This is a genomic window from uncultured Imperialibacter sp., assembly GCF_963974565.1.
GTDB classification, from domain to species: domain Bacteria; phylum Bacteroidota; class Bacteroidia; order Cytophagales; family Cyclobacteriaceae; genus Imperialibacter; species Imperialibacter roseus.
The window spans coordinates 75064-101989 of record NZ_CAXBCJ010000018.1; the positions used below are offsets into that span (position 1 = coordinate 75064).

Here is a 26926-nt window from a genome sequence, read left to right on the forward strand (position 1 = left end):
ATATGTCAAAAGTAAATTTCAAACCATTAGCAGACAGAGTGCTGGTGGAGCCAGCACCTGCAGAAGAAAAAACAGCTTCTGGTATCATCATTCCCGACACTGCTAAAGAAAAGCCACAAAAAGGTCAGATCGTGGCTATTGGCACTGGCAAGAAAGATGAGCCTATCAACGTAAAAGTTGGTGATCAGGTACTATATGGCAAATACTCTGGCACTGAGATCGCCATTGATGGCAAAGACTACCTTATCATGAGAGAGTCTGACATTTTTGGCGTAATCTAATTAGACAACAAAACATTATCTGTAAAGAGTAAAAACACAGAAAACTATGGCAAAGGAAATTTTCTTTAATACCGACGCAAGAAACAAACTGAAGAAGGGCGTTGACACACTTGCAAATGCAGTGAAGGTAACGCTTGGACCTAAAGGTCGGAACGTCATTCTTGACAAGAAATTTGGTGCTCCTACCGTAACAAAAGACGGTGTGTCAGTTGCCAAAGAAATCGAATTGAAAGACCCTATCGAAAACATGGGAGCTCAGCTGGTGAAGGAAGTTGCTTCCAAAACTGCTGACGCTGCTGGTGACGGTACTACTACTGCGACTGTTCTAACACAGGCGATATTCACAGTAGGTATCAAAAACGTAGCCGCTGGTGCTAACCCAATGGACCTTAAGCGTGGCATCGACAAAGCAGTTGCTTCTGTTGTTGAGCACCTTAGAGGCCAGTCAAAAACCATCAATAACTCTAGCGAAATCGCTCAGGTAGCTGGTATCTCTGCTAATGGTGATGCTGAAATCGGTAAAATGATTGCCGATGCAATGGACAAAGTGGGTAAAGACGGTGTGATCACCGTTGAAGAAGCTAAAGGAACGGAAACTGAGGTAAGAACTGTAGAAGGTATGCAGTTTGACCGTGGTTACCTTTCTCCATACTTCGTGACTAACACGGAGAAAATGGAGGCTGACCTTGAGAACCCTTACATCCTGATCTACGACAAGAAGATCAGCAGCATGAAGGAATTGCTTCCTGTACTTGAAGCAACTGCTCAAACAGGCAAGCCACTTGTTATCATCTCTGAAGATGTAGACGGCGAAGCGCTTGCTACGCTTGTGGTAAACAAAATCCGTGGCGCACTAAAAGTAGCTGCTGTGAAGGCTCCTGGCTTCGGCGACCGCAGAAAAGCAATGTTGGAAGACATCGCTATCCTGACAGGTGGTACTGTAATCTCAGAAGAAAGAGGTTACAAGCTGGAAAACGCTACACTTGACTCACTTGGAAGAGCGGAGAAAATCAACATCGACAAAGACAATACTACTATTGTTAATGGTGCTGGTACTGCTGCTGACATCAAAGGTCGTGTGAACCAAATCAAAGCGCAGATCGAAGCAACAACTTCTGACTACGATCGTGAGAAACTTCAGGAAAGACTTGCTAAGCTTTCTGGTGGCGTAGCTATACTTTACATCGGTGCTGCCACTGAAGTGGAAATGAAAGAGAAGAAAGACAGAGTAGATGATGCCCTTCACGCTACAAGAGCCGCCGTTCAGGAAGGCGTAGTAGCTGGTGGTGGTGTTGCACTTATCCGTGCCATCGAATCTCTTGACAAACTGAAAACTGACAACGAAGACCAGGCGATTGGTGTGAACATCATCCGTGTAGCTTTGGAGTCTCCTTTGAGAACCATCGTTGAAAACGCTGGCGGTGAAGGTTCAGTGATCGTTCAGAAAATCAGAGAAGGCAAAAATGACTTCGGTTACAATGCTGCCACTGACACTTTCGAAAACATGTTCAAGGCTGGTGTGATTGACCCTACTAAGGTAACTCGCCTTGCGCTTGAAAATGCTGCCTCTATCGCTGCACTTCTGCTTACTACCGAAGCTGTAGTAGCTGAGAACCCAGAAGATGAGAAGTCTATGCCTCCAATGCCAGGTGGCGGAGGAATGGGCGGAATGATGTAATCATTCATCAACATTCATATATTTGCAAAGGCGCTGAAATTCAGCGCCTTTCTTTTTTTCCGCTGACCAAAACGTCAACGACATAGGTTTTCACAACTTATCTGGTATAATTTGTGTCATTTTTCAACGTTACCTAACGTCAACCTACTTTTTTACCATGAGATACCTGCTACTTTTTAACCTTTTATGTGTTACAACTATCACCCTTGCTCAATCGAACACCATTTCAGGTTACGTACGGGATCGTGAAACAGGTGAAAGCCTTATCGGTGCCAATGTGTTTGATAAAAGCACTTTGAAAGGCACCACTACGAATCATTTTGGTTATTACACGCTGCCCCTATCCTACTCAGAGGTTCACCTGGTTTTTTCATATGTCGGCTATTTACCCATAGATACACTCATCAATCTTAATGGCAATGTGGAGCTTTCCATCCGGCTGATACCACAAAGCATGCTCGATGAGATAGTGGTGACGGCCGAAGAAGACCTCGTCGATATGCCACAAATGAGTAGAATCGGCATTCCCGTAGACCAGATCAAATCGCTCCCTGCCCTGGCTGGCGAGGTCGACATTTTCAAAGCTTTGCAGCTTATGCCAGGCATTCAATCAGGTTCAGAAGGTAGCAGTGGTTTGTATGTGCGTGGTGGCGGGCCTGATCAAAACCTCATCCTTCTTGATGGCGTGCCGGTTTACAATGCCTCTCACCTGTTCGGCTTCTTCTCTGTTTTTAATGCGGACGCTATCAATAATGTGGAGGTTATCAAGGGCGGCTTCCCTGCCCGCTATGGAGGCAGGTTGTCTTCAGTAATTGACATCTCCATGAAAGAGGGCAACAACCAAAAATTGAAAGGCACCGGTTCTATCGGCCTTATTTCGTCAAAGCTTACACTGGAAGGCCCGCTGAAAAAGGAAAAATCGTCGTTTATCGTTTCGGCCCGCCGAACTTATATCGACATTCTGGCGAGGCCCCTGATCAAGGCGACTACGGACGGGGGAGAAACGGCTGGTTATTTTTTTTATGATCTCAACGCCAAGGTCAATTACACCTTCTCCGACCGGGACAGGATTTACCTCAGCACCTACACAGGCGACGACAAGGCCTATGCCAGAAGCAAAGATTTTTATATATCAGATAATACCAGATACGACTACAAAGATGAGTTTGGCCTCAAATGGGGCAATATCACTTCCGCCTTCAGGTGGAACCACGTTTTCACTCCCAAGATCTTCAGCAACGTAACAGCTACCTATAGCAAGTATCAGTTCGACATTTTTCAGGAATATTACAACAAAACAACCACCCCTACCGAAACAACCGAGGACAGCGGTGCCACCCGGTGTTTCTCAGGTATTCACGACCTGGCACTTAAAACAGACTTTGAGTTTACCCCCCATATCGACCATCAGCTAAGAGCAGGGGCCAGCGCCATCCATCACACCTTCAATCCCGGTATTCTGGCCTACACTGCCTCGAACGATGCGGACACCACCCTTGGCTCCAGCAAAACCAGAGGACTGGAACTTGCCACCTATTTTGAAGATGACTGGACTATTTCGAAAGCGATCAGAGTCAATGCTGGAGTTCACTTTTCAGCCTTCAATGTCAATAATATTTGGTACCAAAAAGTGCAACCCAGGATCAACGCCCGTTACCTGTTCGACAGCGGGCTGGCCATCAAAGCTTCTTATGCCACCATGGCGCAGTTCATTCACTTGCTCACCAACAGCAGCATAGGCCTCCCTACCGACTTATGGGTACCTGCCACCAAAAACATCAAGCCTCAATACTCTTCTCAGGTGGCCATTGGTGTAGCCAAGAACATCACCAAAACCTACGAAGTGAGCATTGAGGCTTATTACAAGGACATGACCAACCTGATCGAGTACAGCGAAGGCGCCAGCTACCTCGACCCTCAGAAAGACTGGCAAGACAAAGTATCAACAGGCAACGGAGTGAGTTATGGCACAGAGCTGCTCATCCAGAAAAAGACAGGGAGGTTCTCCGGGTGGATAGGTTACACGCTTTCAAGAACTGAGAGAACCTTCCCCGATTTGAATTTCGGTAAAACCTATCCTTATAAATACGACAGACGCCATGATGTGAGCCTTGTGGGCATCTATAAACTTCGGGACGATTTTGAGCTGAGCGCAACCTGGGTGTACGGCACGGGCAATGCAGTGAGCTTGCCCGAAGAAAGGTACGCCGGTCAGGGTCAATTCAACGGCGGGCCAGGTCGTCCAACCTATTATTTTTATGATGAGCTCCTTTATTACCCATCACGGAATAATTATCGAATGCGGGCTTACCACCGCCTCGATGTGAGTGTGAGCAAGACAAAGAAAAAGAAGTGGGGGCAGCAAACCTGGTCCTTTGGCGCATACAATGCATATAGTCGGTCGAACCCGTTCTTTATGGACATTGGGTACGATAGAAGTGGCAACAAAAAATTTAAGCAGTACAGCTTATTCCCAATTATCCCGTCTGTTCGTTACAACTTTGAATTCTAAACTATGAGATATTTAATCGTCCTACTTGCGGTTTGTGCAATATCGTGTGAAGTTGTGGTTGATGTAGACATTCCTCTTAAGCCACCTTCTATCACAGTTCATAGCACGATCAACCCCGACAGCACATTTCACGTGCAACTTACTGCCAGTCAAAACATCCTGAGCAACAATCAGTTTTCGATAATACCGGAAGCAACAGTCAATATCTATGACGGTGAGGTCCTTGTGGAAACCCTCGTGCAGAATAGCGAAGATGGCTACCAGGGCACATTGAAGCCTGTAAAAGGGCACACATACACTATTGAAGCATCGAAAACCAACTACAAGACTGTAACTGCCACAGACGTCGTTCCCAGCCAAAATGTGAAGCTCAACAAAGTAATATTCGCCAAAAACGCTAATGACGAGTATAACCAGCAGCAATACAGCATGACGATTGAATTCGACGACCCAAAAGGCGAGAATTACTATGAAATCGGCTTGTATGGGCCAGAATTGTATTATGAGCGAGACGAAGATACCGGAGAGTATGTTGTCGTTGATACTGTAATGGTTCAATACCCTATTGATAGCGAAGACGGAATCTTTACGGTTGAGCAATATTACTCGGATCGATTCTGGACTTTTTCCGACGATGTTGTAGACGGCAAAACAGTTAAAATCAATTTCAACACCTATATCTACCCGTTTTGGAATGAGGCAGTTGATGAAGTCGAAGTTTTGGTTGCCCTGCGGGAGATATCCTACTCTATGTTTAAGTACAAGCAAACCGCCAACCTTCAGCGATCATTGGACGGAGACCCATTTGCCGAACCAGTGCCTGTCTACAATAATGTCAAGAATGGCTACGGCATCTTTGGTGCCTATCAACAGACCACAAGCACCGTTACAGTTCGCAAAGCAGAATAGTCTGGCTCGAAACGGCACTTATTCAGTATCCACCCAGGGGAAAATCCCTGCTTGCTGCAATACCTGATTTAGAGGTGGTCTTATTTGCTCGCCTTCGCTATTCTGGCTACCTTTCTACCTGAATTCTTCTTATGAAAGCCAAGCTGATCACCCTCATCGCAATAGCATTTACCTGCTTTCAGGCAGAGGCTGCCAACGACCCCAAAAAAGACACCACCAAAGTGCTAACTGAAATAGAAATTCAGATGCTGAAAGCAGATTCGCTGAAGCAGATGAATCAGTTTGAACTGGCGCTGGAATATTGGGAGTTTGTGTTGACAGATTTTAGCAGCAGCCACACGAACCGGCTAAGAGCACTTAATGAAAGTGCAGACTTGTATAGGGAACTCGATTTAAAGACTAAAAGCAGAGACAGGTTAAGAGAAGCCAGGGCGCAACTTCCCTCCAATACGGAATATAAAAACCTTAGAAGCGAAAATTTACTCTTTTGGGGAAGGTATTACAGCGACTCCAACCAAAAAGACTCTGCGCTACACAGCTTTAGAAATGCGGCATTTTTGGCAGAAGAGATAAACGACAACAAGCTCAAATTCCTCAGCTGGGTTGAGCTTGGCAATTTTTACAGAAACACAGTCAACAACGATTTAGCAGCTGTCTACTACTACAACAAAGCCGTCTCCCTATCGGAAGAAGGTAAAGTTAACATGCCTATCATCGAGGCTCGTACGAGCTTTGCCATGGCGCAAACAGCGAATGAATTGAATGAAAAAGAAAAAGCTATTGACTACAGTCAGGAGGCACTTCACATCATGGACTCTCTGGAAGAGTCGGTTCACTATGATTTTATTGCCAACCTGAACTTCCTGATGGCAACGCTCTATATTGAATTGAACGAGCCGGAAGATGCCATCAAACATCTAACCAGGGCCATTTACCTCCGCAACACCTACAATCCCAAAGACCAGACCTTCAACAAGACTTACTACTACCCTGCGTTGTCGATGGCTTATGAAGCTACACACTCATTCGACTCGGCAATTTTGGTAGAAGAGCGCCTAAGCTCGCTAACGTCATCAGACGACATCAACGCCAATCCGGACACCCAATACAGGCTCGCCACTCTCTACCTCAAACAAGGCAATCTGGTACAGGCCAACAAGCTTAGTTCGGCCTACCTCAAATACCAAAAAGCAAATTCGGCTCCTGCAAGCCCTGAAATTTTCAAGGCCCTTATAGCGAGGGCCGACTACTTTTTCGCAGCAAACTTGCCAGACTCAGCTTTCCGATTCTACACTCAAAGTTTGAAAACAATTGATACGGGCCTGACCATTGACAACCTGCTTAACAAAGTGAGGGAAAAGCAAATCGTTGCCCATTTACTGCCACGAGCAATGGCTGCTATGGAAAAAATTGCCATTGCCATCGTTAGTGCGGGGGATGTTTCAACAGAAAGACTAGCAACTGGTTTGAGCATGCTGGAAGCTACATTGGAATACACCAGATATAACACTTCCTATGGTCTTCCGGAGGAACAGGTAATACCAGACAGAATAACCAATTTTCATCTACTTACCGAATATGCGCTTGGCGCCTCGCATCACCTCTATCAGCAAACGAGCGACAAAGCTTATTGGGTAAAAGCGCTACAGCTTATAGAAAATGACAAGCTGATGCGCATTAGAAAAGAAGCTGCAGAGGCCATGTTTCTTAACAAAGTAGGGCTTCCCGATTCATTGGAGTCAACTTTCGACGTTTTGAACAAAGAAATATTGCACCGTATCGATGAGCTGGAGCTGGCCATCAACGACGATGAAAGGTTAGCCAGAGAGAACCTGTTGATTGAGAGCTTTGACAAAATGGTGACCTGGAGAGTGAAGGCGCAGAATTATATGAAAACCAGCAGCACAGAGTATTCGCTCTTTGACGACGTCACCTTCATGGATTTCCATAATCATTCCAATATTCACCTGATCGAATATTTCTATGGAAATCGTCATGTATATGGTCTCAGCGTGAGTGACTCATCGAGGATGTTCATCGAAAACGAAGTAAACGCTGAGTTTGAAGGTAAAATACACCGGTTCTTATCTCATTTCTGGGCAACACCGGCTGAATTTTCCCAGGATGAAATGATTGATTTCATAGAAAGCTCAAGCATTCTTTACAACGATGTTCTGGAGCCGCTACTGCCGAACCTACCAAGTGAAAAAACCATCGTTATAGCACCCGACGGGCTTATCAAATTGATTCCGTTTGAGACACTTATAACAGAAGTACCGTCCAATCCTACCGGCTACAATAGCTTGCCTTATCTCATCAAATCTGCCACCATCTCCTACATCACCTCCGCTGAGATGCTTCTTGATCACCCTCCTGTATTGCCAAAGCACAATTCACAGTTGACTTCTTTTGCATTAAAAAGCCGGTTTAGCAGCAGTGATACCGCTTCTGCCTATATCATGCAGGAGATCAAGAACTCAAGGCTGTATTTTGAAGGCTTGACCTTCAGAGGAGAGCAGGCAACAAAAGATGCCTTTATCAGAATGGCACCCCGGTTCGAAATTCTCTACCTTTTGATTCATGGTGATGCCATCGACTACCCAAAGCTGATATTCAACCCGGGCAAAACTACCAACATCGAGCGAAATTTGTATAGCCATGAGATCTACAATCTTGATCTGCCAGGCAATGTCATCGTACTAACTTCCACTGAAACAGGCATGGGGTTGATCCCACACGGTGAGGCTGTGATCAGCATGGTGAGGGCCTTTCTTTCTGCTGGCAGTGGAGCAGTGGTTCTGGGGCTCTGGGAAGCGCATGACGAGCATAGTAAAAATATCGTAGGCAGCTTTTTCAGAAAGCTGTCTTTGGGAAACAATACGCTTAAAGCGCTTCGTGATGCTAAACTCGAATACCTGTCTACCTCAGATAAGCTTTCTGCCCATCCCCACAACTGGGCTGAGCTCATTTCGTACGGAGAGCCAGTGCAGGTAACTACCGAAAAGGACAATGCTTACCTTATATGGGTACTTCTTTTTTTCTTGATCATTCCTCTTCTCGTGGTTATTTCTTCAGAGAGGGAAAAATACATTGATAAACTAGAAGCTGAAGACAATGCTAAGCGACAAGTTAATCATTAGTGAACTTCCTTCATCCATTTCTTCAGCCACGGACTCAGCACTACCACCAGCAGGGCGAAGCCAAATGACACATAGGCGATCTTTTCGAAGCCGTTGAGGTACACATCAAGCGTGTCCCAGCCTCCGACCTGGTCGGCCGCCTGGTTCGATTCGATGGCAAGGTACTCTCCCACCATTCCGCCGATCTGGAAGGCAAAAGCGGATGACATAAACCAAACACCCATCATAAACGACTTGATCTTTAGAGGTGAGAGGCTCGTAATTTTTGAAAGCCCCACGGGCGACATAAAGAGTTCGCCAGTGGAAATGAACAGGTACATGACAACAAGGAAGATAAAGGGAACGAAGCCATTATCATCCGCAAAGCTCTTGCTCAAGCTGATAATGAAAAAACCGACACCCAACTGGGCAAGCCCCATGGCAAATTTATAGGGTGTTCTTGGATTCTTTCCTTTTTTCGAAAGCCACATCCATACAACCGGCATCACCATAGAAAACACTACGATAAAGAAAGGGTTCAGGGAGTTGGTGCCGGCTGCATCCATCCCCACCAGGTTCACATTTCTGGCAGCAAACAACGTAATAATACTACCCGACAATTCGTGAAAACCCCAAAAGAAAGACATAAACATCGTAAGAAAAACGGCCACGACCAGCTTCTGCCATTCCTCCCTGGGGAGCTTAACGCTTACCCAAACCAGGTACCCGATGATCACTATCAATAAAACATAAAAGAAGAGCCTTACTATTGAACCTTCAAAGATGCTCCCGATTGTATAAACAGTGTAATCGGAGATCATGAGTGTGATCACGGGAACAGCCGCAAATGACAAGAGCGGCACCCAAACACCAACTTTCAACCCCGCCCACTTTTTTTCCAACTTTTCTGGCTGCAAGGGATAGCCTTTATCTCCAAACACACCACTTCGGGAGCCATAAACAAACGTAACAAGGCCTAGCACCATTCCCACGCCTGCCGCACCAAAACCATAGTGCCAGCCATAAGAACTCGCAAGCCACGCACAAAGCAGGGGCGCTGTGAAGGCTCCGATATTAATCCCCATGTAGAAGATGGTAAAACCGCCGTCCTGTCTGGGGTCATTCTTTTCGTAAAGTGTGCCCACAAAAGTGGAGATATTTGACTTGAAATATCCCGTGCCGATGATGATCAGAGCGAGACCAGCAAAGAAAGTTGCCTGGTTGTCGATAGCCAAAACGAAATGACCGATTGACATCATCACACCGCCAAGAATGATCGACTTTCGGTTACCTAAAAGAGCGTCCGACACCCTACCGCCAAGCACAGTACTTGCATAAACCAGGCTTCCGTAGGATGCATAAATAATAATCGAACGGGTGTCTCTATCTGCAAACGCCTCGAATAGTTTATTAACCATGTAAAGCGTCAGCAACGCCCGCATACCATAGAAGCTGAAACGCTCCCATAGCTCGGCAAAAAACAGATAGAACAAGCCTTTGGGGTGGCCAAACATTTGTGGTGTGGCGGTACTCGCAGAATCATTATTTGACATATGCTTCTTCTTTTTCTCGAGGTAAAAAACCTAAATTGCAATCGTTTTCGGTGGGTAAAATTAACGCAAGTAATGAAAATATTGCCGACATACAAAACCTGCAAATAATCTGCTGCAGAGATGACAATCGTCAACACTTTTGACTGAATAGCTAGTTACATTGAATACAACATATAACCCAAAAATTCCTTATGCAAGATGTAATCTCAAAAGCCCCTGAAGTTTTTACATGGGAGCCACATTCCGGGTCTCCGATGGAAACACTCCAACGAAAGGCGAAAGAAGTAAAATGGAACCTCGGCCCGGCGGAGCTGATTGAAGAAGCACTATCGAATCAGGAAGGCCACCTCACAAGCACCGGGGCGTTTATGTGTGACACAGGCCAATTCACGGGAAGGTCGCCGAAGGATAGGTTTATTGTGAAAGACGAAAAAACGGAGAACACCGTCTGGTGGGGAGACATTAACATCCCTATCTCAGAAGCCTATTTCGAGAAGCTATTTTTTAAGATGGTCGCCTTTCTTGAGGGAAAGAAAGTTTACATAAGAGACGCCTATGCGGGGGCCGATAAAAACTACCAACTGAACCTGCGAGTTATCAATACGCTGGCCTGGCAGAACCTGTTCTGCCACAACATGTTCCTTCGGCCAACAAAGGATGAGCTCAAAGACTTTGCTCCCAATTTTACTATCATTTGTATCCCGGAATTCAAAGCTGACCCCAAGACTGATGGTGTCAGGCAGGAAAACTTCGCCATCCTCAATATGAGCAAAAAAGTGATCCTTATAGGAGGTACAGGCTACGCAGGGGAAATGAAAAAAGGGGTTTTCTCAGTTTTGAATTACCTGCTTCCACACGACCACCAAGTGCTGTCGATGCACTGTAGTGCCAACATAGGTAAGGAAGGTGACACAGCCATTTTCTTCGGCTTGTCCGGAACAGGCAAAACCACGCTGTCAGCTGATCCGGAAAGGATGCTGATTGGTGATGACGAACACGGCTGGACAGGCAAGACGGTCTTTAATTTTGAAGGCGGATGCTATGCAAAAGTCATTAATTTAACCAGAGACGAAGAGCCGGAGATATGGGATGCGATCTCCTTTGGTGCCATTGTGGAGAATACCAGGTTTTTTCCCGGAACGCACGAAGTTGACTACACAGACAAAACAGTCACACAAAACACCCGGACAGCCTATCCTATTAGTCACATAAAAAGTGCTGTCTCGCCTTCTATTGGAGGCATTCCTAAAAACATATTTTTCTTAACAGCGGATGCTTTCGGTGTGTTGCCTCCTATTTCGAAGCTAACAAAGGGTCAGGCCATGTATCATTTCATCTCAGGCTATACGGCAAAAGTTGCCGGCACTGAGGCGGACGTCACCGAACCGCAAATGGTATTTTCGGCATGTTTTGGTGCCCCTTTCATGCCATTGCACCCAACAACCTACGCAGAAATGCTCGGAGAGAAAATGGATAAGCACCAGGTCAATATTTGGCTGGTAAACACAGGATGGACAGGTGGCCCCTACGGCGTTGGCGAACGCATGAAGCTAAAGTACACGAGGGCAATGATCTCGGCGGCACTTGAAGGTAATCTCGAACACGTGGCTTACAAGCCACACAGTATTTTTGGCACCCTCATTCCTTTGGAATGCGCTGGTGTGCCCTATCACGTGCTTAGCCCAAGGCAAACATGGAACAACGACGAAGCTTATTACAAAAAAGCCAATGAACTGGCCCGGGCATTTGTTAAAAATTTTGAAAAATATGAACGCTTTGCCAACAAGGAAATCCTTGAAGGTGCTCCCAAACCTAACGATGGTTAAAGTTAAAAAATGTAATTTAAGGCCCTTTTGAAATCAAAAGGGCTTTTTTATGCAACTCAACGAAACTCTCTCAAAACATCAGTCCAGCTTTCATGAAGTAATGAAAGGCCTGCACGACACCTCCAACCTGAAAAAGGTGGACATGTCGAAGTACAACGAGGAACTGATGGCTGTCAATGTTAATGACACTGCCGCCTTCACGGCGTGGATGGAACTGCAGTTGGAAGGAAAAATCGGTTGGGGTGGATATATGGAGCACCGGGAAATCTACAGGAGAAGTAAACATTTCGACGGGCAAGGTGAGCCCAGAAGTCTTCATTTGGGCATTGACCTTTGGGCACCGGCTGGCACTGCTCTTTATTGCCCGCTGCATGGTGTTGTGGAGAGCTTTGCTGACAATGCTGGCTTCGCCAATTACGGGCCTACCATCATTGTGAAGCACCTTCTGGATGGCCATACATTCTTTACACTCTATGGCCATTTGAGCCGGTCTTCGTTGGTCGGCTTGTCAATCGGGGATCAAATCCAGCGGGGATCGGCGTTCGCCACGCTTGGCGACAACGAGGAAAATGGCAACTGGCCACCGCACCTCCACTTTCAACTGATCACTGACTTGATGGGGAAGGTTGGAGACTTTCCAGGGGTTGCCGCTGTATCGGACAGAGCTCTCTTTGAGAAAATTTGTCCCGACCCGAACCTCGTGTTAAACTGCCAATGAAAGCAAGGCGGGCTTGCCTTCCAACACCTCTCTTAGCAGAAGATAATTTGTTTCATATTCTGGCATCACATGGTAGCCATCGCCGCAGATACACTCATCCAGGCGAGACAGAACCGCTGGCGGTATGTTAAGAAGAAAACTTCTTAGTTCACCCAGGTTTTGGTAAGACAGCACATATTTGCAAACCCGGGCATTGACGTGAAAGAGGCCCTTTTCAATAATTCTAAGAATATCATTCACTGAAGTAATTGCGGTGTTGTTAATATCAAACTCCACCGATGGCAGGAAGTCGCCTTGCAGGAAACCCACATATGCAAAAACTACTTCGTCTACCACTCCGGATATTGTATCTGTCAACTTTCTTTCATGGGCGCCTGTTACCCGAAGGTCGTCCACCAAAATCAACTTTTTATGTCTGAATAGGCGATCATCTATGGTAAGAATATTTCTATCCATGAGTGAAAACCTGTCAGCCGTCGGCATCGACCCATAGTCATTAGCAAACACAGTTTCTCTTCGCACCTTGGCTTTTTGAAGCAAAGGAAAATAGCCTTGAAGCGACTCATAAACCAACTGAGCAATTGCTTCTGCCGCCGTTGGCGCAACTTTGTAAGCCGAGGCACACACAATCACCTGCTCATTTTGCCAATGCCCATAATCACGCAGAAGCCTTTCAGCGATTTGGTCAGCATAAATCCGGGCACTCACATGGCAGCCATATTTAAATTGGCTATACCTGCAGGCATCGAACAAACATCCATCCTGGTCAAAATAACCGAGAGATGTTGGTGAAAGCTGATAAAGCGAAAAACTGTTCACGGTCATTTCGACGAACGGTGATTGTTGAATTTTCCGTGAAGTACAGGAAAATTTCGATCAGCCGACAGCCCTTAATATGAAATAAGTTTTACGAATTAATAAACCACCAGGGCGCCTGCTATAGTGCCGGTCATCATGCAAGCCAGTGTGGCCGCAAGAAGTGCTCTCATCCCTAATTTTGATAGATTCCCTTGCTGGTTGGGTGCCATGCCGCCAATGCCCCCCACCTGGATAGCAATACTTGAAAAGTTAGAAAAGCCGCAGAGCGCATAGGTGGAAATGACAATTGCTTTTGAGGAAAGCAAACCGGCAGTTTTCATTTCCGATAAACCAAGGTAGGCTACGAATTCGTTGATGACTGTTTTTTGCCCAAGTAAACTCCCTACTGCCAGCGTCTCGCTCCAGTCTACTCCCATTACAAAGGCAAAAATCCTAAAGACCTGCCCAAGGATATATTCCAGCGAAAACCCGGTAAAGCGACCGTCGGTGCTGGAAGAAATCACGGCATTCAGCCCGGTAATATCACCCACCACATTAGATAGAAAATAATTGATGGCTGCTATCACAGCAATGAATGCCAGCAGCATTCCGCCAACATTCAAAGCGAGCTTTAGCCCTTCTGAAGCTCCATTCGACAGTGCATCAATCAGGTTGACTCCCAGAGACTCCTGGTTCACCTTCAGCTTTCTGTCAATTTTCTCTGGTTCAACCTCGGGAATTATGATTTTAGAAATAACAATGGCGGCTGGGGCGTTCATAATAGAAGCGCTAAGCAAATACGCCGCAAATTTGGTTTGCATCACCGGGTCATTCCCGCCTAGAAAGGCTACGTAACCTGCCAGCACTCCTCCTGCTATGGTGGCCATGCCTCCCGTCATCAGGCACATCAGCTCCGACTTTGTCATTTTTGGCACAAATGGACGCACTAGCAGCGGGGCTTCGGTTTGCCCGAGGAAAATGTTGCCAGCCGCTGAAAGTGCCTCAGAACCAGACAGTCTCATCGTTCGTGACATGATCCAGGCGATCCCAAATACAATCTTTTGCAAGATACCAAGGTAATAAAGACCAGCTGAAACAGTGGAAAAGAAGATAATGGTGGGCAGCACTTTAAAGGCAAATATGACACCGAAGGTGTCGCCAGCCAGGTCGCCAAAAAGAAAGCGAGCGCCGTCGTCGGAGAAGCTTAAGAAGGTAACGAAAGCACCACTAACGCCATTGAACAAGTGAGCTACCCAGGCCACTTTGGTGATCAGTAAGCCAAACACAATCTGGAGGGAGATGCCAATCCCCACAAGTTTCCAGTCGATGGCTTTTCGATTATTAGAAAAAAGGAAAGCAAATGCGGCAATTAGTAGAATTCCAATCAGGCCTCTCAGATAATCCATTCAGTAGTTGTTATGGCAAACCTGCCAAAAATAAAAAAGTCACCCATTTATTGGGTGACCGCTATGCCAATATTTTGAATAATAATCAATTTCTCTTGTTCATCTCATCCCTGATCTTCGCAGCCTTTTCATAGTCTTCCTTACCAAGCATTTCTGTCAGTAATTCCTGAAGCTTGTCCATGGAGAAGTCTTTCAGTTTATCCATGAACCCCTTAGGGTTAGCCTTGGAAGCCGATGCCTTAGCCTTGGGTGCCTCATCACTTTCGTCCTCATCTTCTTCGCCCAGCACTATACCAGCCTCTGCCAGTATCGCTTCATAAGTGAAAATCTCCACGCCAAAACGCAGGCCAATAGCAATCGCATCCGACGGCCTGGCATCGATTTCCACTTCTCTGAAGCCATCGGAGCAAACTATTTTCCCGAAGAAAACGCCTTCCTTGAGGTCAGAAATGATTATTTCTTTGATGGTGAAATTGAAATTGTGCGCAAAAGACTTGAACAAGTCATGCGTCATTGGCCTATTGGGTACTATTTTCTCTATTTCTATGGCAATTGCCTGAGCTTCAAACATGCCAATGATAATGGGCAGCCTTCTGTTTCCACCAACCTCACCTAAAACAAGCGCAAAAGAGCCAGATTGTGACTGGCTTGAAGAAAGACCTAAAATTTCCAGCTTTAATTTATCCACAAAAAATCAGTTGTTTAACGCTTTAATAGCTTCAGTTAGTTTTGGAACTACCTCAAATGCATCGGCAGCTACACCGTAATCAGCTGCTTTGAAAAAGGGAGCCTCTGGATCTTTATTGATCACCACAATATACTTTGACGAATTAACTCCTGCAAGATGTTGAATAGCGCCTGAAATGCCTATAGCAATATACAAAGATGGGCTTACTTTCACACCCGTTTGTCCTACGTGCTCATGATGAGGCCTCCAGTCCATGTCCGACACCGGTTTGCTACATCCTGTAGCTGCACCCAGGGCATCGGCCAGCTCTTCGACCATTCCCCAGTTTTCAGGGCCTTTCAAGCCCCGTCCGCCTGACACTACAATGTCAGCCTCTGGCAAAAGTACCTTGCCTTTGGCCTTTTCCTGTGAAGTAATTTTCGCTTTGAAGTCAGCATCACTAAGAGAAGGAGTGAATTTTTCTACTGCGGCCGCACCACCGTCGGTTTTTAACGGGACAGCATTCTTCTTGATAGCAATGATTTTTTTACCGCTCTTTAGCTCAACGTTAGCAAAGGCTTTGCCTGTATAGATGCTTCTTTTCACCTTATTGCCCTGAGGGAGTGCTACCACATTGGAAACCAGGCCAGCTCCCATCTTCACCGACAGCCTGGCGGCTACTGCATCACCCAGCGACGATTTAGCTAATACAACAGTATCGGCACCAGCTTTGCCTGCAGCCTCAGCCAGCACACTTGCGTAGGCTTGAATCACGCCTTCGTTCAATTTGGCATCGTCGGCATGAAGCACTTTGGTGCCGCCGCTTGTTCCGATTTTCTCGAGCTCGCCCCCTTCCACCTGGCCCAAAACCACAGCGACGACGTCTCCACCCATAGCGGCAGCATAGCTCACAGCCTCAAGCGAGGATTTCTTTATCTTTTTATCGGCAGTTTCTGCAAAAACTAATATTGCCATATCTAATTTCTTTTCGGGTTAATAAACAATTAAATCACTTTTGCTTCTTCTTTCAAAAGCCTGACAAGCTCCCCTATGTTGTCCTTGTCGATCATCTTCACCTGTCCTTTTGCTGGTGGCAGCTCGTAGTTTTCGGTTACTGTGAGGCCCTCAACGGCTGATGGCTCAACTACTTTGAGTGGTTTGGTGCGGGCCGACATGATTCCTCTCATGTTCGGGATCTTCCACTCAGCAATAGGCTCCTGACATCCGGCTACTAAAGGCAGCTCAGCCTCAAGCAACTCCTTTCCGCCTTCAATTTCACGGGTCATTTTCACCTTGCTCCCCTCCACATCCAGCTTCATTACCGGTGATATCGAGGGAATGCCCAGCAGCTCGCCCACCATCCCATGTACCATGCCGCCATTAAAATCAATAGACTCTCTTCCCATGAGAATCAGGTCAAAACTCTCAGCTTTAGCAACTTCAGCAATTTGGGCCGCAACAAAAAAAGAATCGGCCGGAGCCACGTTCACCCTGATGGCGTCGTCTGCACCAATTGCCAGTGCTTTGCGAAGCGTAGGTTCTGTCTCAACTGTGCCTACGTTCAAAACAGTGATAGTACCCCCTGTTTGCTCTTTCAGTTCAACCGCCCTTGCCAAAGCATAGTCATCGTAGGGGCCAATGATATACTGAACTCCGTTGCTGTCAAACTTGGTGTTGCCGTCTGTGAAAGCAATCTTTGAAGTGGTATCGGGTACGTGGGTAATGCAGACTAATATCTTCATATCTGATTTTATTATTCAGGCTTCGGCTAGTGCCTTGCCAGTGTTTTGAAATTCGCCAGCGATCTGCCATTTTCTGACATAAAATGAGAGGCTTGCCAATTCCTTAAATGAGTTGATGTTGCTTAATTGTATAAACACTAATTTCGTCGTGAAGTTAACCAATTGGGGTAAAAATAAAAACGAGCAAACATGGGTAACGAAAGGATAGAAAAACTGTTAATTTTCCTTAAAGAAACACCGCAAGACCCTTTTTTGTTATATGCCCTCGCCACAGAATATAGAACTGATTCTCCAGTGAAAGCCAAAGAATATTTTGATCAGCTTTTGGAGACTCACCCTGACTATTTAGCTACTTATTATCAGGCGGCCCACTTGTTTTGGGAAATGGGGCTCACAGAAAAGGCATCCCAAACTTTCGAAAGTGGCATCAATTTGGCCAAGACTCAAAAGGAAACCAAAGCACTGGCAGAGTTGCAAAATGCCTACATAAACTTTCAAATCGAAGAAGGCCTGTAAATCAGAACTTAACAACCAGCTTTCCAAATTGCTTCCTTTGCTTCATTTTGTCAAAGGCAGTCACTATATCGGAAAACGGGCGAACAGAATCTATCACAGGAAGCATTTGAGTTCTGTTCACATAATCCACCATTTGCTCGAACTCCTGATCATTGCCCATGGTGGAGCCTTGAATCGTTAGCTGGTTCCAGAAAATCCTGAACACATCAAGTGTCTTGGGGATTCCCGAGCTAGCGCCATAAATAACCACCCTGCCTCCGTGCTTTAGTATTCTCAGATATTGGTTGATCATTTGTCCACCAGTGCTATCCACAATCAGGTCAAATCCTCCGGACGATTTCAATGATGTTTGCGCCCATTTTTCGTTATTGTAATCAAAGCCCTCCACTGCACCCAAGGCTACTGCCTGCGTAATTTTGCTCTTGCTGCCGGAAGTAACGTACACATTGGCACCTGCCAATTTCGCAAACATCAGGGCATAAACAGCCACTCCACCGCCTGCGCCGGTCACCAGCACATTTTGGCCTCTCTTTAGCTTACCACGGGTAAAAAGCGCCCGATAGGCCGTTAGCCCACACAAAGGCAGCGCTGCGGCCTGCTCGGGGGTTAAATGCGTTGGTTTTTCAGTCAACCGATCAACGGGCACCACCACATATTCCGCCAGCGTGCCATTGTCCGGCATTCCAAGAATCCGATACTTAGCAGATTGCACCTCAGGATTGCTTCCCCAGTTGATATTGGGGTTAATAATCACCGACTTGCCTTTCCAGGTTTCGTCAGTATCAGAGCCTAGCTGCTCAACCACCCCGCAACCATCGGAGCCCAGCACCACGTCAAATTTGATATTGGGGTATTTTCCCTCCCGGCACCACTGATCCCTATGATTCAGGGCAGCTGCTTGCATTTTTATCAAGACCTCTCCTTTTCCGGGTGTTGGCTCAGGCATATCGACCAATTTAACATGGTCGGCTGTTTCGTTGACTAGTTTAAGTGCCTTCATACAGTCAATATCTAGAATGGGGGTGAATTATCCTCAAATGTATGATCATTTTCGGAATCTCCATCAGGAGAATTAGCCCTGCTTTGCAAAGTAATAGTGCTGGATGGGTCAGGTGGCAACGGACGGAAGTTACCAGAAGGCGGTAAACCAAATCCACTATTGTCTTCTAGGTCAGCAAATTTGGTAAACTTGCCGATGAATTTGAGTTGCACAGTATCCAGCGATCCATTTCTGTGCTTGGCTATGATTACCTCACCCACGTTTTGGGTAGGCATGCCATTTTCATCTTGCGTAATGCCATAATATTCGGGGCGATAGAGGAAAATTACCATATCCGCATCTTGTTCTATCGAACCAGATTCACGCAAGTCGGAAAGCATTGGGCGCTTGTCCCCTCCCCTGGTTTCCACGGCCCGGCTAAGCTGTGACAGTGCAATAACCGGCACATTCAATTCTTTGGCAATACCTTTCAACGCCCTGGAAATAGAAGCAATCTCCTGTTCACGGTTGCCAGAGCCCCCTTTAGAGGTGTCTCCTTTCATGAGCTGAAGATAATCGATGATAATCATTTGAATATCGTGCTTGGCTTTCAGTCTCCTTGCCTTGGCACGCAACTCCATGATACTCAATGCGGGAGTGTCATCTATGAAAATTGGAGCCTTGCCCAATCCATCCGTTTTGTGAATCAGCTGTGCCCATTCAAATTCTTCAAGAGAACCCTTTTTGATCTTTTCGCTGGGAAGCTCCGCTTCAGCAGAAATGAGACGATTGACCAGCTGAATCGACGACATTTCAAGAGAAAATATGGCCACTGGTTTTTGGAAGTCGACGGCTGCATTCCGCATGGCTGAGACTACAAATGCAGTTTTACCCATACCTGGCCTAGCTGCAAGAATAACGAGGTCGGAGGGTTGCCATCCAGACGTCATCCTGTCGAGGGCCGTGAAGCCACTTGGCACGCCTGTGAGTCCGTCCTTGTGGTGCTTCTTGGCTTCCAATTCCAAAATGGCCCTGTGCATCAGGTTGTCCATCCCTTCGAAGTTCTTTCGAATATGCGACTCCGATATCTCAAAAAGGTGCTGCTCTGTCTTATCCAGCAATTCAAATACGTCTACAGTTTCGTCATAAGCATCTCTCTGCACCTCTGACGAAATCTGTATCAGGTCACGCTTGATGCTTTGCTCAGTAATGATCCTGGCGTGCGTCTCAATATTGGCTGCGGAATTGACCTTGGTTGTGAGCTCGGTGACGTAATAAGCCCCACCAGCCATTTCAAGCTTCCCGTTTTTTCGGAGCTGGGACGTAACGGTGAGCAGGTCGACCGGCTGAGAGTCGTTGAAGAGCATCAGAATGGCTCTGTATATCTCCTGGTTCCCTTCTTTATAAAAGCTTTCCGGCTTAAGAATGTCTACTACATTGGTAAGGGCGTCTCTTTCAAGCATCAAAGCTCCCAAAACTGCCTCTTCCAAATCTATAGCCTGTGGTGGTAGTTTGCCGAGTTGCGCCGACAATTCATTGACTGAAACTCTTCTTTTTCCGGCCGGTTGCGACCGGGAAATTGGTAAACTATCCATCAACTATTTTGGTTTTTCTCAGGTGAAAATTAAGGTTGACAAACCTATAAATTAACCCGCTTTTATTGAACCTGAACGAGCTCAAGTTATCCCTATCTTAATAACAACTTATTAACACTCTCAAGGGTCATATCATTGTCTGTACATCCAATTTAATTAAGGAAGTCCTTTTTGGGCAAAGTAATATTTGCTGACAGCCCTAATTGTTCTATTTTTGGTTTTGTTAAAATTGATACATGAGCGCTGAACTTCACAGGATACATTTTATTTCAATCGGTGGTGCCGTCATGCACAACCTCGCTATAGAACTTAAAGATAGAGGACTCGCAGTAAGCGGTTCGGACGATGAAATTTACAACCCCTCAAGAGCTAATTTAGAAAAACATGGTTTGCTGCCAGCGACTTTTGGGTGGGATGCCAGCAGGATAACAAAAGAGCTGGATGCAGTGGTAGTGGGCATGCATGCCAAAAAAGACAACCCGGAGCTAGCCAGGGCTCAGGAGCTGGGAATAAAGATCTACTCCTACCCTGATTTCATACTGGAGCAAAGCCGGGCAAAACAACGAATAGTGGTAGCGGGCAGTCATGGAAAAACCACCGTTACAGCGATGATCATGCACGTGCTTCAGCATGCCAAAAAGCCTTTCGACTACGTGGTGGGTGCTCATGTGCCGGGTTTTGAACGCACCATCAGACTAAGTAACGCTCCCATCATCATTATAGAAGGCGACGAATACCTCGCCAGCCCTCTTGATCCAACTCCAAAGTTTTTAAGATACGACCATCACATTGGTATCATTACAGGTTTGGCATGGGATCACATGAACGTATTCCCCACTTTCGACGACTACGTTAAGCAGTTTGATAAATTCGCCGACGCCACCCCAAAAGCCGGCACACTTATATATAATGAAATGGATGACCTGGCCGTAGTCATTGCAGGCAAGGAACGAACCGATGTAAAGCGAGTAGCCTATGGCACGCATCCTCATTCTGTCGTCAATGGCAAAACAGTGGTTAACTACGGGGGCAAAGAGCTGGAACTCAAAATATTTGGTGACCACAACATGAGCAACATGCAGGCTGCTTTGTCTTTGGTCAAACTGCTCAGCATTCCGAAGGACACCTTTTATGAAGCGATGGTCACGTTCACTGGCGCCGAAAAAAGGCTTAATAAAGTCGCTGAGAGCAATTCTACGGTAGTTTTTTACGACTTCGCACATGCTCCGTCCAAAGTAGATGCTACCGTTAAAGCGGTAAAAAAGATATACCCCAACCGGAAACTGGTGGCCACCGTTGAGTTGCATACGTTCAGCAGTCTCAACAAGGGCTTTATCCCTACCTATAAAAACACGCTTAATGCAGCCGACAAAGCTGTGGTGTTCATCAATCCGCACGTCCTTGAAGCCCGGGGCATTTCCGAAATTGATGAGACTTTTTTGCGCAAATCGTTCAACAGAAATGACCTCACATTCGTAACTAACATCAATCAACTGAAGACACTTCTCGAAGAGTCGAAAGGTGCTAATACAAATTTTCTTTTTATGAGTTCAGGCAATTTTGAAGGAACCGATGTGAAAGCCTTCGCCAATGAACTTACTCAACCCTAGTAAATGACACTCAAACTTAAGAACCCCCTGGCGTTTTTTGACCTGGAAACAACCGGGATCAATATTTCAAACGACAGGATTGTAGAAATTTCCATTGTGAAACTACTTCCTTCCGGGGAAAGAGTTACGAAAACACAGAGGATCAATCCGCAGATGCCCATTCCGCTTGAAAGCAGCCTTATCCATGGCATTTATGATGACGACGTAAAAGACGCCCCCACATTTAAGGAAGTCGCCAAGTCGTACGCTGCCTTTCTTGAAGGATGCGACCTTGCCGGTTTTAACATTTTGCAGTTCGACGTACCGTTGCTTGTGGAAGAGTTCCTTAGAGTAGATGTCGACTTTGACCCAAGTAAAAAGAAGCTCGTCGATGCTCAGAAAATTTTTCACCTGATGGAAAAGAGGACATTGGCAGCAGCTTATAAGTTCTACTGCGGAAAGGAACTACTTGGCGCACACAGCGCTGAAGCCGACACCATGGCCACTCTGGAAGTACTTTTGGCACAGGTAGAAAGGTACGAGGGGCAGGAAGTAGTCAGCACTCGTGGAGAGCATCTGGGAAAAGTAGCCAACGACGTGGCAGCCCTGCACGAAATCACAGCGAGCAACATGGTCGACCTGGCAGGCAGAATTGTCAGGAACGATGCGGGCACTGAGGTGTTTAACTTTGGAAAGCACAAAGGCAAAGGCGTTGAAGACATTTTCAGTCAGGAGCCCTCCTACTACGACTGGATGATGAGAGGAGATTTCCCAATGGACACAAAGAAAAGACTTACCGAAATAAAACTTCGTGGATTCAACAAAAAGTAGCTTCGATTAGTTATTTCTTAACGAAGAGAGCAATAATTGCTATTTTGCTAATAATACAGTCAAAAATTGAGTTTTAGAAAGCTTTACTCTTTTGGCGTTGCCTTTCTTTGTATATTAGTGATCTACAAAATAAGCAGCCTCTAAGTATGCCAAAAACCATCATTGTTTCTAACCGCCTTCCGGTCAAAATCAAAGTTGAAAAGAACGAATTTAAAACAAGACCAAGCGAAGGAGGCCTGGCAACTGGTCTGGGCTCTATCTATAAGAAGGGAAACAATATTTGGCTGGGGTGGCCTGGGCAACCAATAAAGAAAGAGTCAGATAAGGCCAAAATCACAGCCCAGCTCAAGAAAGACAACATGGCACCCGTGTTTCTCACTCAAACCGAGATTGAGGAATTTTATGAGGGCTTTAGCAATGAAACCCTGTGGCCCAATTTTCACTATTTCAATCAGTTCGCCGTCTATAATACTGGTCTGTGGAAGGCCTACCAAAAGGTTAATAGAAAGTTTGCCAAGGAAATAGCCAAAATTGCGTCACCCAACGACACCATCTGGATCCACGACTATCAGCTGCTGCTGGTGCCTCAAATGGTTCGTGAAATGTTCCCACGCATAAGTATTGGCTTCTTTCTCCATATCCCCTTCCCGTCTTTCGAGTCGTTCAGGCTATTGCCGTGGCGTCGGGAGTTACTGCTTGGCATGCTGGGCTCGGATTTTCTCGGTTTTCATACCTATGACGACATGCGGCATTTCCTGTCGTCGGTAAACAGGCTGGCGGGCTTTGGTAATTCAAATGGCAAGATGACTGTTAACAACAGAATAGTGATGGCCGATGCACTGCCCATGGGTATTGACTACGACAAATACGCCAGCGAGGCCTCCCATCCCGACACACTGACGAAAGAAGTGAAGTTCAGGGCCTCCCTCGGAGATGTAAAACTTGTACTTTCCATCGATAGACTCGATTACTCTAAAGGAATCCCACAAAGGCTTCGGGCCTTTGAAATGTTTCTCGAGCGATACCCCGAATGGCGTGACAAAGTATCTGTGGTCATGATCGTGGTGCCTTCCAGAGACCAGGTGGAAATGTATAAGCAACTAAAAGAGGAAATTGACCTTTTGGTTGGCCGAATCAATGGAAAATTCAGCAGACTTGCCTGGACACCTATTCATTACTTTTATAGATCTTTCGAGCTCTCCTCTTTGTCGGCTTTCTACAGAATGGCTCACGTTGCTTTAGTAACCCCGATGAGAGATGGCATGAACCTGGTTTGCAAAGAGTTCATCGCCAGCAAGCTCGACAAAAAAGGCGTCCTTATCCTGAGCGAAATGGCTGGCGCATCAAAAGAGCTCTCCGATTCCATCCTCATCAACCCCAACGACATGGAGGAGCAAGTGGAAGCTATCCACCAGGCACTAACCATGCCTGAGGCCGAGCAAATCACCCGGATGACCAGCATGCAAGAGTCGCTTAAGCGGTACAACATTCATCATTGGGTGAATCTGTTTTTCGACCGGCTTGGGCTGGTGAAAGCAGAGCAGCAAAGCCTCGAAACGAAACTTGTCGATAAGGAAACCTCTCAGAAATTACTAAAAGACTACAAAAAAGCCACCACCAGGCTTATCTTCCTGGACTACGATGGCACGCTGACCGGTTTTTCCGACAACCCTCAGCACGCTGTCCCTGACGCCGAACTTCACACTATTGTCAAGTCGCTAACGGCTAACAAAAAGAATCGGGTAGTCATCATCAGTGGCCGTGACAGGCAAACATTAGAAGGTTGGTTGGGCCGATATCCCGTCGACTTCATTACAGAGCATGGCGCATGGCTGAGAGAAATCGGCTCCGAATGGGAAACTATCGCTACCATGGATGCTTCCTGGAAAAGAAACATCATGGAAGTGATGGAGGGATATGTAAACAGGACACCGGGGTCGTTTGTTGAAGAGAAGGAATTTTCGCTGGTTTGGCACTACAGAAAGGTAGAGACAGGCCTGGGTGAGTTAAGAACACGTGAGCTGACAAGCCACCTGAAGTACATCACTGCCAACATGCCCTTGAATGTACTCGAAGGCAACAAGGTAGTAGAAGTAAAAAACTCAGAAATCAACAAAGGCCGGGCTGCAACCCTTTGGCTGGAAAAATTCCCAAGTGATTTTGTGCTGGCCGTGGGCGACGACTGGACCGACGAGGACACCTTCAAGAGCATGCCCGACAAGGCATACTCCATAAAAGTAGGCAGCACCTATTCAGCTGCCAAATTCAATATTCCGTCTGTTGAAGACGTACGCAAGCTTTTAAAACAGCTCGGCGACATTACCTAGAGAAAGCTGGGGCGATCCAGCTTTCTGCCTATCCTGTTAGCGGCGTTCAGAAGCCCCACATGGCTATAGGCCTGTGGGAAATTACCCCACATGCTTCCATCGGTTTCTGACACATCTTCGCTCAGCAAACCAACGTGGTTCGCATAGCCTATCGTGTTTTCAAATGTTTTGATAGCCTCATCCAGTCGGCCTACGCAGGCCAAAGCTTCCACATACCAGAAAGCACAGATGAGGAAGGTGGTCTCAGGAGTGCCAAAGTCGTCGACATGCTTGTATCGGTAAAATAAGCCCCCCTTGCCTTTTAATTCTTTCTCCAGGGCTACCAAATGGTCGTTAGCCCGCTTCATATCTCCCTGAAAATAATTCATCATGATTAGCTGCAGGGTGCTGGCATCCATTCTCTCAACACCAATCGCCTGGGCGTATCCTTTCTTTGCCGGCACGTAACATTCTTCAATTTTCCTTGCCGATTTTTCCATAAGCTTTTGGGCCTTTGCCCCCATTACCGGATCGCCATTGTGCTCGGCAATTTTTACTGCAGCGGCGCTTCCGGCCCAGTGAAACAGGTAAGTGTAGCAATGCTTCTGAGCCAGGTTACGAAACTCCCAAAGACCCGCATCTGGCTCTTCCATAGTGTTTTCGATCATTTCAAGGGCTTGGTAAACAAGCTTCAATGAATCAGATCGTTCCTTTCCGATAAACCGGCGGTCTGTGTACAGCGGCAGCAATGAGACCAATACTTGCCCGTAAACATCGTTTTGAATATGCGTATAAGCGTCGTTGCCTGTTCTCACCGGCCCATTCCCCATATAACCCTTAAGCGGCAAAATTTCCTCAATCACATTTGAGCTCTCACTAATACCATAAAGCGGTTGAAGCCTGCCTTTATGCGTAGCACTGGTGTTGAGAATATACTGGAAGTATTTCTCCAGCTCCTCAAAGTGACCAATGCTATTGAAGGCAGTCAGGGTATAATAGGTATCACGCATCCAGCAAAATCTGTAGTCCCAGTTTCTGCCAGTACCGGGTGCTTCGGGAAGGCTTGTGGTAGTAGCCGCCACAATAGCGCCCGTATCTTCATACTGATGTATCTTCAAGGCGAGCATCGACCTGATTACCTGAGACTGGTGAAATTCATAAATGGAAGTGGACTTCACCCAAGTCCTCCAATAGTTGACAGTTCGGCTCAAAAACGCCTCAACCGTAGCTACCAATGGTGCCTCAAGTGGTGGCCCTGATGTAAATACCAAATATTTAGTTTCGTTCAGCACAAAAGCCTCATCTTCCATCACATAAGTGAGGGGGATGTTTGTCGTAAGCCGAACATGCCCATCCAAACCCAGAAACCTGATGTGGTTACTCCCCTGGCTCTGTTCCGGCACTATTTTTCCGTAGTCGCCTCTGGGCTCACACTCCACCTTTACTCTCGGGTTACCCTGAATCGGCTCGATTTTTCTGACCATCATCAGCGGCTTGTAATACCTGTCGTTCTGGTAAAACCGGGGCGCAAAGTCAGTCACCAAAAACTTACCATCAGCGGCTTCCACTTCCGTGCAAAGGACATTGGTATTCTCAATATAATACTGATTAAACGACGCATTTGGCTCACATGGAATGACCGAAAACTCCCCGCCCTTTTCTTCGTCAATCAGACTGCCAAAAATGAAGCTGGAGTCAAATCTTGGCCAGCACATCCAAACTATGTTAGTGTTTTTGTGGATGTGAGCTGTGAATGCGCAATTTCCAATCACTCCAAAATCATACGTATGTCTGTTCATTTCAATTAACGGTCTTTTAAATGAATTCTTAAAAAGGGGCTTTTTGACTAAAGATACAAGCCTTGATTGCAAAGAGTAGGTGAATGACCTAATTTCACTTTT

The 26926-nt window shown here is 46.3% G+C and carries 20 protein-coding genes; 11 read left to right on the forward strand and 9 right to left on the reverse strand.

Features of this window, described 5'->3' with window-relative positions; translation table 11 throughout:
• Nucleotides 1–2 precede the first annotated feature (2 nt).
• The 5 genes from AAC052_RS21300 (at nt 3) to AAC052_RS21320 (ending at nt 8520) form a co-directional block, all read left to right on the forward strand.
• Complete coding sequence (locus AAC052_RS21300) at nt 3–281, forward strand: co-chaperone GroES (protein ID WP_317491388.1); 279 nt, start codon at nt 3–5, stop codon at nt 279–281.
• Between the two features lie 46 nt (nt 282–327).
• Complete coding sequence (gene groL, locus AAC052_RS21305; protein ID WP_317491387.1) at nt 328–1959, forward strand: chaperonin GroEL; 1632 nt, start codon at nt 328–330, stop codon at nt 1957–1959.
• Nucleotides 1960–2116: 157 nt separating this feature from the next.
• Complete coding sequence (locus tag AAC052_RS21310) at nt 2117–4471, forward strand: TonB-dependent receptor (RefSeq protein WP_339815423.1); 2355 nt, start codon at nt 2117–2119, stop codon at nt 4469–4471.
• Between the two features lie 3 nt (nt 4472–4474).
• Nucleotides 4475–5380, forward strand: a complete 906-nt coding sequence (locus tag AAC052_RS21315) for a DUF4249 domain-containing protein (protein ID WP_339815424.1) — start codon at nt 4475–4477, stop codon at nt 5378–5380.
• 131 nt (nt 5381–5511) lie between these two features.
• Nucleotides 5512–8520: a CHAT domain-containing protein gene (locus AAC052_RS21320; RefSeq protein ID WP_339815425.1), complete on the forward strand. Its 3009-nt coding sequence runs from the start codon at nt 5512–5514 to the stop codon at nt 8518–8520.
• Here AAC052_RS21320 and AAC052_RS21325 read toward each other — a convergent pair.
• A complete protein-coding gene (locus AAC052_RS21325) occupies nt 8517–10052 on the reverse strand; it encodes a peptide MFS transporter (RefSeq protein ID WP_339815426.1) in 1536 nt (511 codons plus the stop codon). The genes AAC052_RS21320 and AAC052_RS21325 overlap by 4 nt on opposite strands.
• 254 nt (nt 10053–10306) lie before the next feature.
• Between AAC052_RS21325 and pckA the strand changes: the two genes are divergently transcribed.
• On the forward strand, nt 10307–11878 hold the full coding sequence (gene pckA, locus AAC052_RS21330) for a phosphoenolpyruvate carboxykinase (ATP) (RefSeq protein ID WP_339815466.1): 1572 nt from the start codon (nt 10307–10309) through the stop codon (nt 11876–11878).
• 49 nt (nt 11879–11927) lie between these two features.
• Entirely contained in the window at nt 11928–12596 is a 669-nt protein-coding gene (locus AAC052_RS21335; protein WP_339815427.1) for a peptidoglycan DD-metalloendopeptidase family protein, read from the forward strand.
• Here AAC052_RS21335 and AAC052_RS21340 read toward each other — a convergent pair.
• The 5 genes from AAC052_RS21340 to AAC052_RS21360 all read right to left on the reverse strand — a co-directional run bounded on the left by AAC052_RS21340 (nt 12582) and on the right by AAC052_RS21360 (nt 17209).
• Nucleotides 12582–13421, reverse strand: a complete 840-nt coding sequence (locus AAC052_RS21340; protein ID WP_339815429.1) for a phosphoribosyltransferase family protein — start codon at nt 13419–13421, stop codon at nt 12582–12584. The genes AAC052_RS21335 and AAC052_RS21340 overlap by 15 nt on opposite strands.
• An 89-nt stretch (nt 13422–13510) precedes the next feature.
• Entirely contained in the window at nt 13511–14800 is a 1290-nt protein-coding gene (locus AAC052_RS21345; protein ID WP_317491380.1) for a nucleoside transporter C-terminal domain-containing protein, read from the reverse strand.
• 85 nt (nt 14801–14885) lie between these two features.
• Nucleotides 14886–15488 (reverse strand): bifunctional nuclease domain-containing protein, encoded by a 603-nt coding sequence (locus tag AAC052_RS21350; protein WP_317491379.1) that lies wholly within the window; start codon nt 15486–15488, stop codon nt 14886–14888.
• A 6-nt stretch (nt 15489–15494) separates the two neighbouring features.
• A complete protein-coding gene (locus AAC052_RS21355; RefSeq protein ID WP_339815430.1) occupies nt 15495–16442 on the reverse strand; it encodes an electron transfer flavoprotein subunit alpha/FixB family protein in 948 nt (315 codons plus the stop codon).
• Between the two features lie 29 nt (nt 16443–16471).
• Nucleotides 16472–17209 (reverse strand): electron transfer flavoprotein subunit beta/FixA family protein, encoded by a 738-nt coding sequence (locus AAC052_RS21360; RefSeq protein WP_339815431.1) that lies wholly within the window; start codon nt 17207–17209, stop codon nt 16472–16474.
• Between the two features lie 189 nt (nt 17210–17398).
• Here AAC052_RS21360 and AAC052_RS21365 point away from each other — a divergent pair, with 189 nt between their 5' ends.
• Nucleotides 17399–17725, forward strand: a complete 327-nt coding sequence (locus AAC052_RS21365) for a tetratricopeptide repeat protein (RefSeq protein ID WP_317491376.1) — start codon at nt 17399–17401, stop codon at nt 17723–17725.
• A 1-nt stretch (nt 17726) separates the two neighbouring features.
• Here the strand turns inward: AAC052_RS21365 and AAC052_RS21370 are convergent, their stop codons facing one another.
• Together AAC052_RS21370 and dnaB are read right to left on the reverse strand one after the other, a co-directional pair.
• Nucleotides 17727–18725 (reverse strand): zinc-binding dehydrogenase, encoded by a 999-nt coding sequence (locus AAC052_RS21370; RefSeq protein WP_317491375.1) that lies wholly within the window; start codon nt 18723–18725, stop codon nt 17727–17729.
• A gap of 11 nt (nt 18726–18736) precedes the next feature.
• Nucleotides 18737–20299, reverse strand: a complete 1563-nt coding sequence (dnaB, locus tag AAC052_RS21375; protein WP_317491374.1) for a replicative DNA helicase — start codon at nt 20297–20299, stop codon at nt 18737–18739.
• 236 nt (nt 20300–20535) lie between these two features.
• On the opposite strand from dnaB, the gene AAC052_RS21380 reads away from it, so the two are divergent.
• The 3 genes from AAC052_RS21380 (at nt 20536) to AAC052_RS21390 (ending at nt 25046) form a co-directional block, all read left to right on the forward strand.
• Nucleotides 20536–21909: a Mur ligase family protein gene (locus AAC052_RS21380; protein ID WP_339815433.1), complete on the forward strand. Its 1374-nt coding sequence runs from the start codon at nt 20536–20538 to the stop codon at nt 21907–21909.
• Between the two features lie 3 nt (nt 21910–21912).
• Nucleotides 21913–22719, forward strand: a complete 807-nt coding sequence (locus AAC052_RS21385) for a 3'-5' exonuclease (RefSeq protein ID WP_317491372.1) — start codon at nt 21913–21915, stop codon at nt 22717–22719.
• Nucleotides 22720–22865: 146 nt separating this feature from the next.
• Complete coding sequence (locus AAC052_RS21390; RefSeq protein ID WP_339815434.1) at nt 22866–25046, forward strand: bifunctional alpha,alpha-trehalose-phosphate synthase (UDP-forming)/trehalose-phosphatase; 2181 nt, start codon at nt 22866–22868, stop codon at nt 25044–25046.
• Here the strand turns inward: AAC052_RS21390 and AAC052_RS21395 are convergent.
• Nucleotides 25043–26824 carry a glycoside hydrolase family 15 protein gene (locus tag AAC052_RS21395; RefSeq protein ID WP_317491370.1) on the reverse strand — a complete coding sequence of 594 codons (1782 nt, stop codon included), beginning with the start codon at nt 26822–26824 and terminating at the stop codon, nt 25043–25045. The two genes, AAC052_RS21390 and AAC052_RS21395, sit on opposite strands and share 4 nt — an antisense overlap.
• Nucleotides 26825–26926: the final 102 nt, after the last annotated feature.